The sequence below is a fragment of the Actinoplanes sp. GCM10030250 genome (genome assembly GCF_042666575.1).
Classification (GTDB): Bacteria; Actinomycetota; Actinomycetes; order Mycobacteriales; family Micromonosporaceae; genus Actinoplanes.
In genome coordinates this window covers 416,572-435,772 of the sequence record NZ_JBHTDO010000001.1, presented here as the reverse complement: position 1 = coordinate 435,772, position 19,201 = coordinate 416,572, and the positions used below count along the sequence as shown (strand labels likewise).

Here is a 19,201-nt window from a genome sequence, read left to right as displayed (position 1 = left end):
CGTGAAGTCGGCCGCAGCCGCCGACCCACCGGCAGTGGCCGCGTAGGCAACGTCGATCGTCTTCTCGGTCTCCGTCGCATCGTTACCGTCGTGGTCGTAATCCAGCGTCACCGGCACCAACGCCGGACCCGCGTTCTCCGCCACCGACGCAGTCGGCGCGATCGACACCTGCGGCCCGAGGTCATCCGCATTGTCAGCGATCGTGACCGTCGTGGTCACCGCATCCTGCGAACCCAAAGTGATCGAGACCTGCGCCTGCTGGTCAGCCTCGTCAATCGCGTCGTCCTCCAGCCCCAGGTTGCCCAGGTTGATCGACGACCCTCCAGGAGCCAGACTGCCGCTCAACGTCAACCCGGTGCCGTCCACGTCCGCGTCCTGCACCGCATTCGTCAAACCCGGCACCGCAGCCGTGCCACCAACCCCGGTAACCGTCGCCGTCCAGGGGATCGACGCCTGCGACGAACCCACCACCGAAGCCGACACCGCTTCAACATCACCCTCAGCCCCCGCGATCGGAGTCAGCGTGGCCGTCGGCGCGTCATCGTTATCGGTGATGCTGATCGTGCTGACCACCGGGCCACCGGAGGCGTCGGTCTCACCGAAGGCGCGATCGATCGTGACCGTCGCAGTCTCGGCGGCCTCGTCCACCGCGTCGTCCACGATCGGCACATCGACCGTGGCGGTGCTGTTCCCGGTCCCGATCGTGAAGGTGCCGGCGTGCGCTGTGTAGTCGCCGCCGGTGGTCGACCCATCACCCATCACCACGGTGAAATCGACCGGGGCGAGTGCGGGAGCGCCAAGCGTCACCGTGAACGTTGCCGTGCCGTCCTCAGCGACCTCGAGCGGTGTCGACGTCGCATCCGGCGTCACCGTGAAGGCCGGAGCGGTGTCGTCGTTCGTGATCGTCACCACGCTGTTGTCCGCACCGGTGTCGACGCTGGCCGCGTTGGTCGCCCCGGTGAGATCCACGTTGAACGTCTCGGCCAGCTCGTACACCTCATCGGTCGTCACATTCACCGAAATGTTCTTGCTGAGCTCGGAACCGGTGAAACTCACCGTCCCAGTACCCACCGTGAAGTCGGATGCATTCGCCGAACCACCAGCGGTCGCACCATAGGCAACGTCGATCGTCTTCTCGGTCTCCGTCGCATCGTTGCCGTCGTGGTCGTAATCCAGCGTCACCGGCACCAGCGCCGGACCCGCGTTCTCCGCGACTGTCCCGGTCGGATCGATCGAAACGATCGGGCCCAGGTCGTTCGTATCGTCGGTGATCGTCACGTAGTCGCTCACGGTGGAGCCGTCCATCGTGGCGGAGATCCGAATCGTCTCGGCGAACTCGTCGACCTGGTCGGTGGCCAGATCGATGGTGCCGAAGTCAAGGGTCGGATCGCCCGGATCCAACTGGCCGGAAGCGGTCACCCCGGAGACGAAGTCCTCGGCTTCGGCCGCGTTGCTGCTGCCGTCCGACGCGCCGACCGCGGACGCGGTGAAGGTCAGTGCGCCCTCGGCCTCACCGTCGACCGTGGCGGCGAGCGCGACCGAGTCGGTGCCCTCGGGCTGGCTGAGACTACCCAGCGAGATGGTGGGCACCGTGTCGTCGTTCTCGATCGTCAGCGTTCCGCTCACCGGCCCGCCGGTCGCTCCACCATCCTGGCGCGTGGCGGTGATCGTGGCGGTCTCGTCCGTCTCGTAGACCTCGTCGCCCTTCACCGTGACGTCCACCTCGCCGGTGGTGGAGCCGGCCAGGATGGTCAGCGTCGCCGCGGCGAGGTCGAAGTCGTCGTCGCCAGGGCTGGCACCGGCCGCCTCGGTGGTGCCGGCATTGCTGACGGCGACATCAAGAATGATGTCCTGGGCACTGGCGTGATCGATACTCGCGACGAACGTCGCCGTGGTGGTGCCGGAGTCGGTCTCCGTACGGGGCACGCTGGAGAGGCCCAGAAGGGCTGGTGTCGCGTCGTCCTCCGGGATGGTGAACTGACCGGTTCCGGTCACGCCGACGCTGGATTCGGACGGGGTCAGGGCGATGGTGAAGGTCTCGCCGCCGGCCTCGTAGATCGTGTCACCGTGTGTTACCACGGTGATCGTCTTGGTCGTCTCGCCGGGCGCGAAGGTCAGCGTCCCCGGGGCGACCGTGTCGAAGTCGGTGCCGGCGGTGGCGCTGTCGCCGGTGACCGTGTAGTCGACCACCGTCGACGTCTGCCGCGCCTTGTTGAGCGTGACGGTGAAGGTCTGGTTGGTGGTCCCGCCGGCACCCTCGACGATCGCCGCGTCCGACGCCACGGTCACCGCGGTGTCGATGATCCCCACCGAGGTGGTGGCCACGCCGCCGCCGAGGGTGGCATTGGCCGGGGCGGAGATCGTCAGGTCCACCGATTCCCCGGATTCCACCACGGCGTCACCGACCGTCGGCACCGTCACGTTCGTCGTGGTCTGGCCGGCGGGGATGGTGACGGTCTGCGGTGAGGTGACGGTGTAGTCGTCGTCCGGGGCTGCGCCGCTGCCCCCGGAGAAGGTCGCGTTCACCGTCACATCACGGTTGGAGGCCGCGTCCAGCTTGACCGGAAAGATGATCGGGTCGCCCTCGGCCACGTCGGCGGGCTCTTCCAGGTAGACCTGGGGCGGGCTGTCGTTGTCGGTGATGTTCACCGTCGTGGTGACCGGGGAGCCCGCTGTGACATTGGTCAGCGAGCCGGTGGTGCCGACGGTGAAGTCCTCGGGGCTGACCTCGTCCCGTGTGTCGTTCGCGATCGGTACCGTGATCGTTCCGGTCGGGCTCTCCGCCGGAATCACCAGCGTTCCCGTCGTGGTGGTGTAGTCCGAGTCCGCGGTGGCCGTGCCGGCCGTGGTGGCGTACGGGATCCGCACTTCCTTGGCCGAGAAATTCGACAGCGTCGCGGTGATCGTCGCGTTGCCCGCGTCCTCGGCGACGGTCAGCGGGCTCGTGTCAAGGCTGTAGGTGGGTGGGGCGTCGTCGTCCAGCATCGTGCCGTAGGCGATCGGGGTGACCAGCGTGTCGTCCAGGTATCGCAGGCGGAGCGCGAACCGCTCGTCGAACTCGTCGTTCGGGTCGGCGATGCCGTTGACCACGATCCGTCTGATCGAGGTCCGGTTGCTCGTGGTGAATGTCGCCTGGCCGCTGATCGCTGTGTAGTCGGTGCCCGCGGTGGCTGCCTCGAAGCCGTCGCCGGGGGCCGGGATGATGTCGTACTTGTAGGTGACAGAGCCCGTGATCGGGCCAAGGCGCTGTACTTCGAAGGCGAACTCGCCCCCCTCGGAGCCCTCGATGTCGGCCTCGATGATGATGTCGCCCGGATCGGCGTAGGCCGGCGCCGGTTGCAGCGCGAACACCGGGACCAGTCCCGCGGCGGCCGCCGCCACGACGGACACGAAGGCTCGGAATCGTGCCGGGGCCCACAGCCGGAACGGCACCTGATCTACAGCATGGGTGGGCATGGTCCTGTCTTCTCCTTCAGCGGCCGATCCGAGGGCTAGAGAGCGGCGCGAGGTCCCGGAAGCTGTGGTGAGCTGCGAAGACAGAGCGTGCGCCGTCGGTAATCTAACCGCCGGAATAGTCGCTTATGACAGGAATTCGCGTTTCCAGGTTTAGAGCAGGCCGTGCCGCATCGCGGTGGTCACCGCGGCCGTCCGATCCGCGACGTTCAGTTTGTTGAAGACGCGCAGGAGGTGCGTCTTCACTGTCGCCTCGCTGATGAACAACCGCTTGCCGATCTCCGCATTGGTCAGACCGGACGCCACCAGCTTCAGGACCTCGGTCTCGCGTGCCGACAGTGCCGGCGGGGCCGGGCTGCGGACCTGCCTCACCAGCGTCGTCGCGACGCTCGGGGCCAGCACGGTCTCCCCCCGCGAGGCGGCTCGTACCGCGTCCGCGAGTTCGGCCGGGGTCGCGTCCTTGAGCAGGTAGCCGGACGCACCGGCCTCGATGGCGCGCAGGATGTCGCGGTCCGACTCGTAGGTGGTCAGCACCATCACCCGGATGCCGGCGGACGCCGCCAGGATCTCGGCGGTGGCGTCCACCCCGTCGCCGCCGGGCATCCGCAGGTCCATCAGGACGATGTCAGGCCTCTCGGAGAGGGCGATGGTCACGCCTTCGGCGCCCGACGAGGCCTCGCCGATCACGGTGAGGTCCGGCTCGGCGTCGAGCATCCCGCGCAACCCCATCCGCACCACGGGATGATCGTCGACGAGCAGGATGCGGATCACGCGGGAATCTCCACTTCGAGGGTGGTGCCGGAGTCCGACGAAACGGTCAGCGTCCCGCCTACCTGGCCGGCGCGCGATCGCATCCCGGACAGGCCGAAGCCGGAAGCGGCCGACGGGTCGAAGCCGCAACCGTCATCTCGAACCGACAAGTGGACGGAATCAGCGAGATACCCGAGCAGAACGGAGACGGTGGAGGCATGTGCGTGCCGGCGCACATTCGCCAATGCCTCCTGGGCGGCACGCAGCAGGACCACGGAGACCCGGGTCGGCAACTCACGCACGGAGCCGGTCACCCGGAAAGAACACGGGACCCCCGACTCCTCCGAGAAACGATCAGCCTGGCGGCGTACCGCCTCGGGTAGTGACGCCGAAGCCAGAGCGGAGGGTGACAGGGCCGCGACCATGGCCCGCGACTCGGCGAGATTCTCCCGTGCGGTACGCACGGCAAGCGCCAGGCGCTCGTCGCTCAGCGACGGATCGGCGGCCTGGATCAACGTGATGATGCTGGTGAATCCCTGCGCGAGGGTGTCATGGATCTCGCCGGCCAGGCGGTTGCGCTCGGCCGCCACGCCCGCCTCGTGCGACAGCCGCTCCTGCTCGGCCCGGCTCGCCGACAGCTCCGCGATCAGGTCGGCGCGCTCCCGGCTCTGCTCCAGGGTCCTGGTGATCCACAGGCCCATGCAGATCCCGGCCGCGGTGGAGATCGTCGCGATCACGATGTCGACACCGATGCCCTCGGGCTCGCGGCGGTACTCCAGGATCACCGGCAGCGCGTTCGTCACGATGACCAGCGGAACGGCCCGGCGCAACGGGACCATCTGGAAGATCAGCGGGATCACCGCGAACAACAGCCAGGTGGTGAGCGGGACGAAGGCCGCCGCGGTGAGGAAGAGGGCGATCTGCGCGAGCAACACCAGCAGGGACGCGGTGTTCTCCCGGCCCCGCACGATCAGCGGGCGGCCGATCACCAGGTGGAGCAGCACCATCGCGCCGAGCGCGGCCAGCGCGGCCAGGGAGGTCGGGGACGGCGACGCGAGGACGGTCGCGGCTGCCACAGCAGCCACGACCGCCACGAAATAGACGTCCCAGATCCAGTCCGCGGGCGCGCTCACCGGGACCGGTCGCTCCACCGGAAGGTCGCCAGGCACAGCACCAATCCGATCACACACCACACACCGAGCACCACGGCCACCATGCCGAGGTCCCAGCTGCCGCCGATCTCCTGCGCCTTCGCCTCGTCCGGCAGGAACACGTACCGGAAACCCTGCGCCATCCAGCGGATCGGGAACAGCGACGCGAACTTCTCCAGCCAGTCCGGCAGCTGGCTCATCGGCTGGATGAAGACGCCGGAGACGAACTGGAGTGCCACCACCGGCACGTTGAGGATGGCGCCGGCGTTGCGGGCGTTGCGGACCAGCGCGCTGACCGCCACACCCAGTAGCGAACAGGCGATCACGGAAAGCACGAAGATCCAGGCGAAGGTCACCCAGTGTGCCGCGTCCGGCAGCGGGACGTCGAAGACCAGAACACCGACGAGGATCAGCACCGCCGCTTCGGCCACGCTCAAGGCAAGGACCAGAAGAGCCTTACCCATCAGGTACGCGGAAGCCGGCATCGGCGTACCGCGGAGGCGCTTGAGCGTCCCGTCCTCCCGGTCCATCGCCAGCCCCGAACCCATCGTGACGAAGGCGGTGTTCAGGATGCCGTACGCGACCATGCTGGCCGTGAAGACCCGGCTCGCGCTGACACCCTGATCGCTGTACTCGTCGCCGAAGATCGTGCCGAACAGCAGCAGGAGCATCGCCGGGAAAGCGAAGGTGAAGACCACAGCGGTCTTGTCCCGCAGAAACTGGAGCAGCTCCACGTGACCGCGGCTGAGGCTCATCGACGGGCTGGTCATCGGGTTGCTCCGATCAGGTCCAGGTAGGTGTCCTCGAGCGTCGGCCGGGTGACGGTGAGGGTGGTCAGGTCGACGCCGGAGTCGAGCAGCCGGCGTAGCAGGGCGGTCGGATCGGCGTGGCGCTCGGTGTGCGCGCTGCCGTTCTCCCGCCACGTCACGAGGGCCTCGGCCGCGGACCGGCCGCCCAGCGTGGCGGGGGTGCCCTCGGCGACGATCCGGCCGCCGGCCAGCACCGCGAGCCGGTCCGCGAGGGCCTCGGCCTCGTCCAGGTAGTGGGTGGTCAGCACGATCGTGGTGCCGTCACCGGCCAGCGTGCGGATCAGCTCCCAGAACTGCCGGCGCGCCTCCGGGTCGAACCCCGTGGTCGGCTCGTCGAGGAAGAGCAGCTCCGGGCGGCCGACGATGCCGAGCGCCACGTCGACACGGCGCCGCTGGCCGCCGGAGAGCGTACGGATCTTGCTGTTCCGCTTCTCGGTGAGCCCCACGAGGTCGATCACCTCGTCCGGCTTGCGCGGCTCCGGATAGAACCCGGCCAGGTGGCGCACCATCTCGTGCACCGTCAGGTCGGCGGCGTCGTCCGCGTCCTGCAGCACGATGCCGATCCGGGTACGCCAGCCGGAGCCGGCCTGCCCCGGATCCTCCCCGAGCACCCGCACGTCACCGCCGCTGCGGCGCCGATGCCCCTCGAGGATCTCCACCGTGGTGGTCTTGCCCGCGCCGTTCGGGCCGAGCAGGGCGAAGATCTCGCCACGGGCGACAACAAGGTCGATGCCGGCGACCGCGTCCCGGCCGCGATAGGTCTTGCGGAGTCCGCTTACCTCGATGGCTTCCATGCCATTGATCGTGCTCTTTCCGCGGCGGGGCCGGGACGACCGCGCGGCTGTCACCGGTTGTCCACCGATCGATGGACAGCCGGCTCACTCCCAGCGGAACTTGCGGGCCGCCACGGTGAGCCAGACGACCGCCCAGGCACCGAGGCTCAGCCAGATCGGCAGCGGTACCGCGGCGCCGTGCATCAGCGTCTCGCGCAGGCCGTCGGCGTGTGCGGCGAGCGGCAGCAGGAAGTATCCGGCGGTGCCGAGGTCCGGTGCGGCGAACATGATGCCGCCGACCGAGAGCATCACCACGTAGATCAGGGTGGCGGCGCCGGTGGTGGTCTCCGGCTTCAGCACGCTGGCCAGCAGCAGCGCCAGACCGCTGTAACCGGCGACGGCGAGCACGGTGATCCCGGCGGCGGGCAGCAGCGCGCCCGCCTGGGGCCGCCAGCCGACCGCGAACCCGACGAGGGCCAGCACCAGCACCTGCACCAGGATCTGGACGAGCACCGACCCGGTCTTGGCGAAGAGCAGACCGGGGCGGGTGAGCGGCGAGGCACCGAGGCGTTTGAGTACGCCGTACCCGCGCTCGTACCCCGTGGTGATCGCCTGCCCGGTGAAGGCCGTCGACATCACGGTCAGCGCCAGCACCCCCGGCACGACGAAGCCGAGCCGGTCGTCGGTGGGCAGGTTCGTGACCTCGAACAGGCCGGCGCCGAGCAGCACCAGCAGCGGGACGCCCATGGCGAGCACCACGGCCTCGCCCCGGCGGGCGGTCAGCAGCAGTTCCATCCGCAGTTGCCGGCCGATGATCGTGCGCATCGGGGCGCGGCCGGGCGCCGGGGTGAAGGTTCCGGCGCTCACTTGGCGGCTCCTACGGGGTTCTGCGTGGTCAGGGAGAGGTAGACGTCCTCGAGCGTGCGGCGACGGCTGCTCAGCGCGGTGACCTGCGCGTCCATGCTCGCGAACCAGGCGAGGACATCGGCGAGCGCGGCGGTGTCGAGGGCGCCGGCGATCTCGTACTCCCCCGGGGAGGTCTCGGTGACGGTACGGCGGGCGCGCAGGGTGGTCAGATCGAGACCCGGGTCGGCGCGGACCTCCAGGTGGTCGATGCCCGCGGCCGCGGTGAGCTCGGCCGGGGTGCCGGTCGCGGCGACCTTCCCGTTGCGCATGATCACGACGTCGTCGGCGAGCCGCTCCGCCTCGTCGAGCAGGTGCGTGGTCAGCAGGACGGACACGCCGTCGGCGCGCAGCTCCTCGATCAGCTGCCAGGTGGTGTGCCGGGCCTCGGTGTCCATGCCGGCTGTCGGCTCGTCGAGGAAGACCAGCTCGGGGCGGCCGACCAGGGCCACCGCGAGGCTGAGCCGCTGCTGCTCACCGCCGGAGAGCCGGCGGAACCGGGTGCGCTCGACCTTGCGCAGGCCGAGCCGGTCGAGCAGCATGTCCGGGTTCAGCGGGTTGGCGGCGAACGACGCGAAGAGCCGCAGGATCTCGCCGGCGGCGGCCCACGGATAGATGCCACCGGACTGGAGCATGATGCCGAGCCGCGGCATCAGCTCGTCGTGCCGGCCGACCGGGTCCAGGCCGAGCACCCGGGCCTCGCCCGCGTCCGGCCGCCGGAAACCCTCGCACACCTGCAACAGGCTGGTCTTGCCGGCGCCGTTGTGACCGAGCAGGGCGAGCACCCGGCCGCGTGGCACACACAGGGACACGCCGTCGACAGCCGTCGTGTCGCCCCAGCGCACGACGACGTCTCGTACCTCAACCGCGGCAGCGTCGCCACCCACCATCAGTCCCGCCCATCACGTCCGCACGGAATCCGCTCGCCCAGGGTCACCTTACGGCGGTGGCCGCCACGCCTGGCCGCGGCGGTGGGCAGGATGGGATGCCTCACCGGAGGTAGGGTGCCCGCCATGAGCGACGGGACCCGCGTGGTGGAGATCTACACCGACGGGGCGTGCGTACCCAATCCGGGCCCCGGCGGGTGGGGCGCGGTCCTGCGGTACGGCACCGCGGAGAAGGACCTGTGCGGCGGTGAGGCGACACCGACCACGAACAACCGGATGGAGCTGATGGCACCGATCCGGGCCCTGGAGAGCCTGAACCGGGCACCCCTGATCGTCGACATCTACACCGACAGCATCTATGTCCGCGACGGCATCACGAAGTGGGTGTCGCGGTGGCGGGCCAACGGCTGGCAGACCTCGGCCAAGCAGCCGGTGAAGAACGTCGACCTGTGGCAGCGCCTCGACGCGGCGGTGCAGCGGCACACGGTTAGCTGGCACTGGGTGAAGGGCCACGCCGGCCACCCGGAGAACGAACGCGCCGACCGGCTCGCGGCCCGCGGCCTGCGTGAGGCCCTCGACAAGGGCTGACTCAATTTCCGCGCGGGCGTGGCACCGGCGGATCCGCGGGCTGCACCACCTTGGCCCGCGCCACCCGGTCCGGTGGTAGCCGGTAGGTGGTGGCCCGGACCAGTTCGTCCGGCACCAGGTGCCGGCCCCGTTTCTCCTCGACCGGCTTCTGCTGCTCCGGCACGCCGAGCTGTGGCACCGGCTTCGTCGGGCCCTCGTCGAGCGCCGCCGTCGGACCTTCGTCGAGCGCCTCTGTCGGCTCCTCCCCTCCCACCGGCGCGGCCGCCGAGGCGTGCACCGCTCCACTGGTCCGGCGCCGGCCCGCCGCCCGCGCGGCCATGCTGAAGACGCTGCGGGTCCCGGTGTCGTAACCGCTGCGATACGCCTCCGCCCGGTCCGGCCCGTTCTGGTACCGCTGGTGAAGCCGACCGGCGGCATACGCGGCGCAGGCCACGAACGCGGCGATGAGGACAAGGAGGATCACGATGTCACCCGGTGCGTTCATAGGTGAATTCTGACCATTTTGATAGACAGTGAGCTATGGCCCGTTTGGCGTACCACGAATGAATTAGCTCCAAGGCTCAACCAAGAGGCACGAGATGTACGAGGAGGGATAGGTGATGAGTTGACACCTTTGCCCGTAGAGCGCACGGTACTTCCATGCGCTGTACGTATATGCGCTTCGCACGGCGTGTCCTGGCCGCCGCCGCTGTCGCCCTGCTGGCGGTGTCCGGCTGCGGCTCGATCGGTAAGGATCCCGGGGCCGCCGAGGTCGAGGTCTTCACCTGGTGGGCCGACGGCGGCGAGAAAGCGGGCCTGGACGCCCTGGTCAGCCGCTTCACCGCCGACTGCCCCGGCCAGCAGTTCGAGAACGCGGCGGTGGCCGGTGGCGCGGGGGTCAACGCCAAGCAGAGACTCCTCACCCGGATCCAGCGCAACGACCCGCCGGACACGTTCCAGGTGCACGCCGGTGCCGAGCTCGACGATTACATCGCGGCCGGCCGGCTCCAGGACCTCACCGCCGACTACGACGCCTGGGGCCTGCGCCAGGTCCTGCCGCCGGGTCTGCTCGAGGGCCTGACGGTGAACGGGAAGATCTACTCGGTGCCGGCGAACATCCACCGCGCCAACGTCGTCTGGGTCAACACCAGGGTGCTCGCCGAGGCCGGCATCACCGGGACACCGCGCACGCTCGACGCCCTCCTGCGTGACCTGGCCACCCTGCGCGGAGCCGGGATCGAGGCACCGCTCGCCGTCGGCCGGGACTGGACCCAGCTCATGCTGCTCGAAGCGGTGCTGATCAGCCATCTCGGTGCGGAGAGCTTCACCCGGCTGTTCACCGGGGCGACCGACTGGAACAGTGGTGAGGTCACGGAGGCGCTCGGTGACTACGCCGCGCTCCTCGACTACAGCAACGCGGACCGGGACTCGCGGGACTGGCCGGAGGCGGAGCGGCTGCTCGTCGAGGGCCGGGCCGCCTTTCACGTGATGGGCGACTGGGCGGCCCCGGGCCTCGACCACTTCACGTTCCCCGGCAACGACGGTGTCTTCCAGTGGCTGGCCGACTCGTTCGTGCTGCCCACCGGTGCGGCCAACCCGGACGGCACCCGGTGCTGGTTGAGGACCGTGGCCTCGGCCGAGGGCCAGCGGGAGTTCAACGTGCGGAAGGGCTCGATCCCGGCGCGCACCGACGTGGCGGGCACCGGCTTCTCCGGCTATCAGCTCGCGGCGATGCGGGACTGGAAGTCGGACATCCCGGTCCCGTCGTGTGCGCACGGCTCGGCCTGCTCGCAGGATTGGCAGAATGCGGTGAACACCGCGCTCGGCACGTTCTCCATCGCTCGATACAAGGACATCGCCTCCCTGCGTGAGGCGCTCGCCGCCGCCGCGGCCCAATACATCAAGGGGTAGTTCATGGCTGATGAGCGCGACGGCGTACCGCTGACCAACCTGGACCAGGAGCTGTTCCCCGGCGCCGGTGCCACCAAGCGGGACCTGATCGACTATCTGGACGCGATGGCCGGACGGCTGCTGCCGGTGCTGCGGGACCGGCCGCTGTCGGTGATCCGGGTGCTCCGCGGCCAGGACCAGTTCATGCAGAAGAACCTGCCGAAGTACACCCCGGACTGGGTCCCCCGGACGAAGATCTGGGCGGACGCGTCGCATCGTGAGGTGACCTACGCGCTCGGCAACGACAGGCGCACGCTGATCTGGTTCGGTAACCAGCGGGCGATCGAGTACCACCCGGCGCTGATGCTCGCCGGATCGATGCACCCCACTCACCTGATCATGGACCTGGACCCGCCGGAGGACGGCGGCTTCCGGCTCGCCGTCCAGGCGGCCCGGCTGGTCAAGCAGGTCCTCGACGACGTCGGGATGCCCGGCGCGGTGAAGACCAGCGGGTCGAAGGGTGTCCACGTGTTCGTGCCGCTCGCCGACGCCGCGCCGGAGGATGTGGCAGCGGCGCAACGGGCCGTCGCGGCCCGTGCCGAGCGGCTCGACCCGGCGCTCGCCACCACCGCGTTCATCCGCGACGACCGGCACGGCAAGGTGTTCCTCGACGCGACCCGGGCCGGCGGGGCGACGGTGGTGGCCGCCTACAGCCCGCGGATCCGGCCCGGCGTGCCGGTGTCGTTCCCGGTGAGCTGGGACGACCTCGACAACGTGACGACCGGCGACTTCACCATCGCGACCGCGCCGGGGCTGCTGGGCGACCGCGATCCGTGGGCCGAGGCGCTTCCCGAGCCCAAACCGCTGGACAAGGGACTCATCGAGGAGGGGCACACGATCCCGGTCGCCCGCGTCCAGGCGATGCACGAGGGCAAACGCCGAGCCCGAGCCCGCCGCGCGACCGAAACCTGACCGGCTGGGCGTGAGAGGTGCTTCGCCGGGCGCAAGGCACCCCTCACAGCCAGCCGAGCCAACCAGCTGGGCGTGAGAGGGGTCCCGCAGCGCGCGAGGCACCCCTGAGAGCCAGCCGGCGGGGGTCAGTTGGCGAGGGCGCTCCAGAACGGGACGGTGGGGCGGGAGCGGCGCTGGGCCGGCTCGCCGATGCCGAACTCGCGGTGCAGCCAGTCGGTGAGGTCGACGCCGTAACTGATCACGTCGGTCTGATAGATGGAGAGGACCGGGTGCCCGGCGATCGCAGCCGGTAGATAGCGGTGGGCGTACAGCGGGATCATCCGGGGCGCGATCATCAGACCGGCGCGGGCCGTCGCCAACCGGTCTCCGAAGGCGGGGCCCCATCCCTCGTACCAGAAATCATTCTCCGCCACGTCGAACAGCACCCCCTCCACCGGCGCGGTCAGCGCCGCACGCAGGGCGGACCGGTCAGGCGAGCGCCAGTCCGGCCAGCCGACGCCGGTGGGCAGGCCGGCGGCGAGGAAGTCACGATGGTCGGGTGCGAACGTGAAGCGGAACTCGGACTCGATGCCGGAGAGTTCCGTCTCGGACAGGCCGGGCGCGATGGGAAAGCGGCCGGAGGCGGCGAGCAGTTCCGCGGCGGTCACTCGGTTACCTTATCGAGCATGCGGGCGTACGCCAGATGGTGTAGCCCGTACGCGGGAGGAGTCCATGAGGGTGTCCGCTCCGGGACGACGCGACGGGCCGTCCGGCGAACCTAGCGTTCCCGCCATGACGAAGAACTTCATTCTCCTGGGCGCCACGCTGACGCTCGCCGGCGTCCTGGCCGGCCTGGCGCTCACCGGCGGCATCGGCGACCCGGTGCTGGCCTGGAGCCTGGCGGTCGCCCTCGCCGGGTTCGTCCTCGCCACCCGCCGATGGCCTCTCACCTCGCTCATCCTCATGCTGATGACGGTCGCGGCCTGGCGATCGTCCCACCTGATCGATTCCGGCTGGGTGTGGCCGGCGACCGCCGCTTTTGTCGCCGCCGCGCTGCACGACAGGCTGCGTGCCGCCACGGTGGCCGGCGTGATCGCGCTCGCCTACGGGCTGGTCTGGGACGGGGTGGTCGACCTGCGACCCGCCGACCACGTGTTCGCCCACATCGGCGGGGAGGCCCTCTGGCTGTCCGCTGTGCTGGCCGGCGCCGCGGCGTACCAGAACTCTTTGCGCTGGCGCGCCGAGGTGGCCCACCGGATCGCCCAGACCGAGCGGCAGCAGGAGATCGACGCACGCCGCAGGCGCGCGGAGGAGCGGGTGGAGATCGCCCGTGACCTGCACGACGTGGTCTCGCACACGCTGGCCGTTGTGGGTGTGCACCTCAACGTCGCGATGGATTCCTTCGACGCGGAGCCGGACGAGGCGAAGGAGTCGCTGAAGCTCGCCCAGGAGGTGCGGGCCAAGGCCATGACCGACCTGCGTGCGCTTGTCGGTGTGCTGCGGGAGGGCGAGGTGCCGGCGCTGGAGAGCCTCGAAGGGCTGATCGGGCAGGTTCGGGAGGCGGGTCTGCCGGTGTCGCTCAACGAGTTCGGCGATCCGATCGAGGTGCCGGCGCCGGTCGCCACGGCGGTCTACCGGGTGGTGCAGGAGTCGCTCACCAACACGGTGCGGCACGCGGGTGCGAGCCGGGCGATCGTGACGCTGCGCTACGCCGCCGACGGTGTGCTCGTCGATGTCCAGGACGATGGGCGGGGTGCGGACACGATCGTGGACGGGCACGGTATCGCCGGCATGCGGGAGCGGGTGGCCGCTCTGGGCGGGGCGCTCACGGCCGGGCCGGGCAAGAGCGGCTTCACCGTACGCGCCAGCATCCCGATCCTTGCGGAGTGAGCATGTCGATCTCGGTACTCCTCGCCGACGACCAGCACCTGGTCCGCGCCGGCTTCCGGAGCCTGCTCCGGCGCGGCAGGGACATCGAGGTGGTCGGCGAGGCGTCCACCGGGGACGAGGCCGTCCGCGCCGCCCGCAAGCTGCGGCCGGACGTGATCCTGATGGACATCCGGATGCCCGGCATGGACGGCATCGCCGCGACCCGTCTGCTGGCCGGCGAGGGTCCGAAAATCATCATCCTGACCACCTTCGAGACCGACGAGTACGTGTTCGCCGCCCTCGCCGCCGGCGCCAGCGGGTTCCTCACCAAGGAGATCGACCCGGAGGGCCTGCGAACCGCGGTACGCGTGGTCGCCGCCGGCGACGCCCTGCTCTCCCCCAGCGTCACCCGCCGGGTCGTCGGCGAGTACGCGCACCGCCCCGTGCCGGCCGCCGCCACCCCCGGCGGGAACCGCCTGGCCGTGCTCACCGACCGGGAGCGCGAGGTGGTCCGGCTGGTGGCGACCGGGCTCTCCAACGACGAGATCGCCCGCCAGCTGGTGATCAGCCCGCTGACCGCGAAGACCCACGTCACCCGCGCGATCGCCAAGGTCGGTGTCCGGGACCGGGTGCAGTTGGTGATCGTGGCGTACGAGGACGGCCTGGTCGGCTGAAAAGCCTCAGGACCGCCCCGCCCGGCCCGATGACCCGGATGTCCACTCAACGTCGGGTGGGGACCGGAGGCTCGCATGCCAGCCAGCAAGGCAGCGCCGGACCTGGGCGCGGAACGCCGCTGGGTCCGTCTCTGCGCTGCCGTGGGCGCGGTGTTCGTGATCCTCGCCGTGCTGATCGGCACCGGTGCCGGTGGGCCGGACACGACCAGGGTGATCTGCCTGGGCGCGCTGCTGGCCGGGGCCACCGCCGCGGCAACGGCCTGCCTGCGCCGGGCGCGCGGTTACACCGGCCGGTCCCGCTGGGGCTGGACGGCCCTCGGCGTGGGCCTGCTGAGCTGGGGATTCGGTCAGGTCAACTTCCTGGCGAACGTCGGCGACGACATCACCCCGGTACCGCTGCCCAGCCTGCCCAACCTGGGCCTGGTCGGCATCGTGCTGGTGGCGGCCGGCCTGCTGATTCTGCCGAGTGCCAACCAGCCGCTCGTCAACCGGCTGCGCAGCGTCCTCGACGGCCTGCTGATCGCCTCGTCGCTGGTCCTGGTCGGCTGGGTCTTCGCTGTCGACCCGCTCGCTGACGAGGTCACGGTCGGTCCCGAGTTCTACCTGACGCTCGTCTACCCGCTCGGCGGCATCGTGCTCGCCACGATGTCCGTCTACATGCTGCCGCAACAGCGGCGGCGCCACGGTTGCGGCGCACACATGGTCTTCATCGCCGGCGGCCTGTTCCTCTTCGCGGTCTCCGACGCCATCTACGCCTACCTCGGTTTGGTGCCGGACAACGGCGCCGGCCAGCCCGTCGACCTCGGCTGGCTCGCCGGGTTCGCGCTGATCATCATGGGTGCGGCCCGGCCCCTGGAACGGTCGTCCCCGCTGGTTCCGCTGTCGGCGGCGGTCGGGACCGGGGCCGTGATGCTGCCGTACGTCGCGGTGCTCGCGGCACTCGGCTCCAGCGTGCTGTTCCACGTGCAGAGCGGGCACAGTCACCCCTTCGTCGCGTACACCCGCTCCTTTTTGATCTTGTTGATCGTCGGCCGTCAGCTGCTCACCCAGCTCGAGAACCGCACCCTGACCCGCACCCTCGAAGCGCGCGTAGCCGACCGCACCGCCGAGTTGTACGCCCGTGAGCAGCAGTTCCACGCTCTGGTGCAGCACAGCTCGGACGTGGTGACGGTGGTCAGCCCGGAAGCCGACGTGCTCTACCAGAGCGAGGCGGTGCAGCAGGTCTTCGGCTATCCGGCACGCTTCCTCACCGGACGGCGGCTCACCCAGCACCTCGACGCGGAGTCGGCGCACCGGCTCGCCAAGTCGCTGCGGCAGGTGTCCGGGCGGCCCTACGCCACCACGGTCCTGGAACTGACCGTCCGGCACCGCGACGGCCGCGACCGGCAGGCCGAGATGACCATCACGAACCTGCTGGACGACCCGCACGTCAAAGGCCTGGTGCTGAACACCCGGGACATCAGCGAGCGGATGGAACTGCAGGAACAGCTGGTGCACGAGGCGTACCACGACTCGCTCACCCAGCTGGCCAACCGTGCGCTGTTCCGCGACCGGACCGCCGCGGCGGTCGAGCGGGGCGCACCCGCCACCGTGCTGCACCTGGACCTCGACGGCTTCAAGCGGGTCAACGACAGCCTCGGCCACCTCGCCGGTGACCAGCTGCTGGTCCAGGTCGCCGACCGGATCCGCGCCTGCGTCCGCGACGACGACCTGGTCGCCCGCTTCGGCGCCGACGAGTTCGGCGTCCTGCTGGAACAGGACGGTGCGGAAGAGGTCGCCCGGCGCATCCTCGCCGACCTCGACACCCCCGTCCAGCTGGGCGCCCGCCTCATCCACACCCGCGCCAGCATCGGCCTGGCCGGCGCCCACCTGCTCGACGAGGGCCTGCCCGCCGACGTGGCCGGCGGCGACAGCCCCGGCGAACGCGCCGAACAGCTGATGCGCAACGCCGACCTGGCCATGCACCACGCCAAAGCCGCGGGCGGCGGCGTCCACGCCAGCTACCAGTCCCGGATGCGCGACGGGCTCATCGAACGCCTCGAACTCGAATCCGACCTGCGCGCCGCCCTCGAACACGGCGAGCTGCAACTGCACTACCAGCCCACCGTCGACCTGGAAACCCACGAGGTGGTCGGCTTCGAAGCGCTGGCCCGCTGGCCCCACCCCACCCGCGGCATGATCAACCCACTGGACTTCATCCCGATCGCCGAAGCCACCGGCCTGATCGTTCCGCTGGGCCGCTGGGTCCTGCAGGAGGCCTGCCGCCAGGCCGTCGAATGGTCCGCCGCCGCGGGCGGCCGCCCGCTGAAGATGTCGGTCAACGTCTCGGTCCGCCAGTTCGACCAGCCCGAATTCACCGACACCGTGTCCGCGGTGCTCGCGGAAACCGGCATGCCCGCCGATCTGCTCTGCCTGGAGATGACCGAAAGTGTTCTGATGACGGACACCGAGGCCAACCTGGAGCAGCTCGTTCGGCTCAAGGCGCTGGGCCTCACCCTGGCCATCGACGACTTCGGTACGGGGTATTCGTCGCTCGCCTATCTGCGCCGCTTCCCTGTCGACACGCTCAAGATCGATCGCTCGTTCGTCGAGCGGCTGGGTGTGCTGGCGGACGACACCGCGCTCACCGACACGATCGTTCGGCTGGGCAAGAGTCTGGGCATGGCTACGGTGGCGGAGGGGATCGAGGAGTTCGGGCAGTTGGCGGCGTTGCGGGAGATGGGGTGCGGGTTCGCGCAGGGGTATTACTTCTCGCGGCCGGTGCCTGCTGCCGACGCGGGCCGCCTCTTCATCGAAGGCGCCGAAATCAGCGTTCCCATTTCTTAGATCCTTCTTTATTGGACTCCTTCTTTTTAGATCAAATTCATTTTTTGTAGGGGACACGCAAGGTTCTGCCTTTTCACGCGACCTGGTCATGAGTCCAGACCGTTCGGCGACCGCCGGGCTGACCTGCCGGGCCGGGCTCAGGGCATAGATGCACACGTTGACGTTGCGTGCGAGCTGACCCATGCCAGGGGCTGTGTAGGGGCACACGGTTCTTCAATGTGCGCATCTACCCTCGCTGGTTCGCAGATCTTGGGGCGGGACGCCTCGTGGGTTCGCAAATCTTGGGGCGGGGCGGTGTCGTGGGGGTGGGTAAGGTCGGGGGATGGGGTCGGTTGAGGGTGCCTGGGAGCTGAGCCGCGAAGAGACCGGCCTGGCGATCGTGTCGACGGTGCGAGCGGATCAGACCGTGCAGTCGACGCTGGTGAACACCGGAATCGTCGGGCATCCGGAGGACGGAGACCCGGTGCTGGCGTTCGTGACCTACGGCGCCGTGAAACTGCGCAACCTGCGGGAACGTCCGCAACTGGCGATCGCCTTCCGGAGCGGCTGGCGATATTCGACGGTCGAGGGGCGGGCCGTGCTGGCCGGCCCGGACGATCCGCAACCGTGGCTCGACCCGGAACGACTCCGGCTGCTGCTGCGCGAGATCTTCACTGCGGCCGGGCGGACACATGACGACTGGGAGGCGTACGACCGGACGATGATCGAGCAGCGCCGGACGGCGGTGCTGGTGAAACCGACCCGCGTCTACCCCGACTAAGGGCAACCTCTACCCCGATCAAAGGGCGACGCATGCTGATCAGTTTCGGATGTCCGGTCTCCGGCGGGTGGGCGCAGCCGGAAACCCTGACGCGCATCGCACGGCTGGCCGAGGAGCACGGCTACCACGGCCTCTGGGCGTTCCAGCGGCTGCTCGTCGGCCGCGAGCAGGAACTCGCGCCGGTCTACCACAGCGTCCTGGATCCGATCGTCGCGCTGACCTGGGCAGCGGCCACCACCGAGCGGATCCGGCTCGGGGTCGCGGTGATCAACCTGCCGTATGTGGCACCGGCCTACCTCGCCAAGCAGGTGAGCTCGCTGGATCGGCTGAGCGGCGGGCGGTTCGACCTCGGGCTGGGCACGGGCTGGTCGGAGCCGGAGTTCGAGGCGACGAACTCGGACCCAAAACCGCGCGGGCGGCGGACCGAGGAATACCTGGCCGCGCTGAGCACGTTGTTCAGCGGCGGCGAGGCGTCGTTCGAGGGCGAGCTGTACCGGGTGCCGCCGAGCCGGATGCTACCGGCGCCCGTTCAGCCGGGTGGACCGCCGGTGTTGCTGGGCGGCACGGCCGACATCGCTCTGCGCCGGGCCGGGCGGATCGCCGCCGGCTGGGTGAGCAGCAGCCGGGCGAGCCTGGCGGACATCGCGCGGGGCGTGCGTACCGTCCGGGAGGCGGCGGAACAGGCCGGGCGCAACCCCGACGAGGTACGGATAGTCGTGCGCGGCGTCGTACAGGCCGGCCGCCGGGACGAGGCGAATCCGCTCTCCGGTGACTGGAAGCAAATTCAAGAAGGGGCGCAACGGTACGCGGAAGCCGGCGCCACCGAGCTCTTCTACGAACCGAACTGGGACCCGCGGGTCGGCGCACCGGACGCGGACCCGGAAACGGCTGCCGCCCTCGGCGAGGAGATCCTGACCGGGCTGGCCCCGAACGGCTGA

17 protein-coding genes are annotated in these 19,201 nt (G+C 69.8%); 8 read left to right on the top strand and 9 right to left on the bottom strand.

Annotated elements, in window-relative coordinates:
• The 7 genes from ACFQV6_RS01980 to ACFQV6_RS01950 all read right to left on the bottom strand — a co-directional run.
• Positions 1-3,456 (bottom strand): Calx-beta domain-containing protein (locus ACFQV6_RS01980; protein ID WP_378025523.1); only part of this gene is annotated, 3,456 nt, incomplete at its 3' end.
• Positions 3,457-3,606: 150 nt separating this feature from the next.
• The gene (locus ACFQV6_RS01975; protein WP_378025522.1) at positions 3,607-4,224 is read right to left on the bottom strand and encodes a response regulator; all 618 of its coding nucleotides are present in this window, start codon (positions 4,222-4,224) and stop codon (positions 3,607-3,609) included.
• Positions 4,221-5,336 carry a sensor histidine kinase gene (locus ACFQV6_RS01970; RefSeq protein WP_378025521.1) on the bottom strand — a complete coding sequence of 372 codons (1,116 nt, stop codon included), beginning with the start codon at positions 5,334-5,336 and terminating at the stop codon, positions 4,221-4,223. Before ACFQV6_RS01970 ends, ACFQV6_RS01975 begins: the two co-directional genes overlap by 4 nt.
• Positions 5,333-6,124 carry an ABC transporter permease gene (locus ACFQV6_RS01965; protein ID WP_378025520.1) on the bottom strand — a complete coding sequence of 264 codons (792 nt, stop codon included), beginning with the start codon at positions 6,122-6,124 and terminating at the stop codon, positions 5,333-5,335. Before ACFQV6_RS01965 ends, ACFQV6_RS01970 begins: the two co-directional genes overlap by 4 nt.
• Positions 6,121-6,957, bottom strand: a complete 837-nt coding sequence (locus ACFQV6_RS01960) for an ABC transporter ATP-binding protein (RefSeq protein ID WP_378025519.1) — start codon at positions 6,955-6,957, stop codon at positions 6,121-6,123. Before ACFQV6_RS01960 ends, ACFQV6_RS01965 begins: the two co-directional genes overlap by 4 nt.
• Before the next feature lie 84 nt (positions 6,958-7,041).
• A complete protein-coding gene (locus ACFQV6_RS01955) occupies positions 7,042-7,803 on the bottom strand; it encodes an ABC transporter permease (protein ID WP_378025518.1) in 762 nt (253 codons plus the stop codon).
• Positions 7,800-8,729 carry an ABC transporter ATP-binding protein gene (locus tag ACFQV6_RS01950; RefSeq protein WP_378025517.1) on the bottom strand — a complete coding sequence of 310 codons (930 nt, stop codon included), beginning with the start codon at positions 8,727-8,729 and terminating at the stop codon, positions 7,800-7,802. The genes ACFQV6_RS01955 and ACFQV6_RS01950 overlap by 4 nt, the downstream gene beginning before the upstream one ends.
• A 123-nt stretch (positions 8,730-8,852) precedes the next feature.
• On the opposite strand from ACFQV6_RS01950, the gene rnhA reads away from it, so the two are divergent.
• A complete protein-coding gene (rnhA, locus tag ACFQV6_RS01945; protein WP_378025516.1) occupies positions 8,853-9,314 on the top strand; it encodes a ribonuclease HI in 462 nt (153 codons plus the stop codon).
• 1 nt (position 9,315) lies between these two features.
• Here the strand turns inward: rnhA and ACFQV6_RS01940 are convergent, their stop codons facing one another.
• Positions 9,316-9,798 (bottom strand): hypothetical protein, encoded by a 483-nt coding sequence (locus ACFQV6_RS01940; protein ID WP_378025515.1) that lies wholly within the window; start codon positions 9,796-9,798, stop codon positions 9,316-9,318.
• Between the two features lie 155 nt (positions 9,799-9,953).
• Here ACFQV6_RS01940 and ACFQV6_RS01935 point away from each other — a divergent pair, with 155 nt between their 5' ends.
• Positions 9,954-11,204 (top strand): ABC transporter substrate-binding protein, encoded by a 1,251-nt coding sequence (locus ACFQV6_RS01935; protein ID WP_378025514.1) that lies wholly within the window; start codon positions 9,954-9,956, stop codon positions 11,202-11,204.
• Between the two features lie 3 nt (positions 11,205-11,207).
• Complete coding sequence (locus ACFQV6_RS01930) at positions 11,208-12,155, top strand: DNA polymerase domain-containing protein (protein ID WP_378025513.1); 948 nt, start codon at positions 11,208-11,210, stop codon at positions 12,153-12,155.
• Between the two features lie 125 nt (positions 12,156-12,280).
• Here ACFQV6_RS01930 and ACFQV6_RS01925 read toward each other — a convergent pair whose 3' ends face one another.
• Complete coding sequence (locus tag ACFQV6_RS01925) at positions 12,281-12,802, bottom strand: hypothetical protein (protein WP_378025512.1); 522 nt, start codon at positions 12,800-12,802, stop codon at positions 12,281-12,283.
• 124 nt (positions 12,803-12,926) lie between these two features.
• Here ACFQV6_RS01925 and ACFQV6_RS01920 point away from each other — a divergent pair, with 124 nt between their 5' ends.
• The 5 genes from ACFQV6_RS01920 to ACFQV6_RS01900 all read left to right on the top strand — a co-directional run bounded on the left by ACFQV6_RS01920 (position 12,927) and on the right by ACFQV6_RS01900 (position 19,201).
• Positions 12,927-14,024, top strand: coding sequence for a sensor histidine kinase (locus ACFQV6_RS01920; protein WP_378025511.1), 1,098 nt, complete (start codon positions 12,927-12,929; stop codon positions 14,022-14,024).
• A 2-nt stretch (positions 14,025-14,026) separates the two neighbouring features.
• The gene (locus tag ACFQV6_RS01915) at positions 14,027-14,677 is read left to right on the top strand and encodes a response regulator (protein ID WP_378025510.1); all 651 of its coding nucleotides are present in this window, start codon (positions 14,027-14,029) and stop codon (positions 14,675-14,677) included.
• A 75-nt stretch (positions 14,678-14,752) separates the two neighbouring features.
• Positions 14,753-17,503, top strand: coding sequence for a putative bifunctional diguanylate cyclase/phosphodiesterase (locus ACFQV6_RS01910; RefSeq protein ID WP_378025509.1), 2,751 nt, complete (start codon positions 14,753-14,755; stop codon positions 17,501-17,503).
• 322 nt (positions 17,504-17,825) lie between these two features.
• Positions 17,826-18,263 (top strand): TIGR03618 family F420-dependent PPOX class oxidoreductase, encoded by a 438-nt coding sequence (locus tag ACFQV6_RS01905; RefSeq protein WP_378025508.1) that lies wholly within the window; start codon positions 17,826-17,828, stop codon positions 18,261-18,263.
• Positions 18,264-18,295: 32 nt separating this feature from the next.
• Positions 18,296-19,201 (top strand): TIGR03619 family F420-dependent LLM class oxidoreductase, encoded by a 906-nt coding sequence (locus ACFQV6_RS01900; RefSeq protein WP_378025507.1) that lies wholly within the window; start codon positions 18,296-18,298, stop codon positions 19,199-19,201.

Coding starts and splice junctions, on each gene's coding strand:
- ACFQV6_RS01950 (WP_378025517.1), bottom strand. CDS start 8,729: ATGGTGGGTGGCGACGCTGCCGCGGTTGAGGTACGAGACGTCGTCGTG.
- ACFQV6_RS01905 (WP_378025508.1), top strand. CDS start 17,826: ATGGGGTCGGTTGAGGGTGCCTGGGAGCTGAGCCGCGAAGAGACCGGC.
- ACFQV6_RS01960 (WP_378025519.1), bottom strand. CDS start 6,957: ATGGAAGCCATCGAGGTAAGCGGACTCCGCAAGACCTATCGCGGCCGG.
- ACFQV6_RS01900 (WP_378025507.1), top strand. CDS start 18,296: ATGCTGATCAGTTTCGGATGTCCGGTCTCCGGCGGGTGGGCGCAGCCG.
- ACFQV6_RS01915 (WP_378025510.1), top strand. CDS start 14,027: ATGTCGATCTCGGTACTCCTCGCCGACGACCAGCACCTGGTCCGCGCC.
- ACFQV6_RS01920 (WP_378025511.1), top strand. CDS start 12,927: ATGACGAAGAACTTCATTCTCCTGGGCGCCACGCTGACGCTCGCCGGC.
- ACFQV6_RS01930 (WP_378025513.1), top strand. CDS start 11,208: ATGGCTGATGAGCGCGACGGCGTACCGCTGACCAACCTGGACCAGGAG.
- ACFQV6_RS01910 (WP_378025509.1), top strand. CDS start 14,753: ATGCCAGCCAGCAAGGCAGCGCCGGACCTGGGCGCGGAACGCCGCTGG.
- rnhA (WP_378025516.1), top strand. CDS start 8,853: ATGAGCGACGGGACCCGCGTGGTGGAGATCTACACCGACGGGGCGTGC.
- ACFQV6_RS01965 (WP_378025520.1), bottom strand. CDS start 6,124: ATGACCAGCCCGTCGATGAGCCTCAGCCGCGGTCACGTGGAGCTGCTC.
- ACFQV6_RS01940 (WP_378025515.1), bottom strand. CDS start 9,798: ATGAACGCACCGGGTGACATCGTGATCCTCCTTGTCCTCATCGCCGCG.
- ACFQV6_RS01935 (WP_378025514.1), top strand. CDS start 9,954: ATGCGCTGTACGTATATGCGCTTCGCACGGCGTGTCCTGGCCGCCGCC.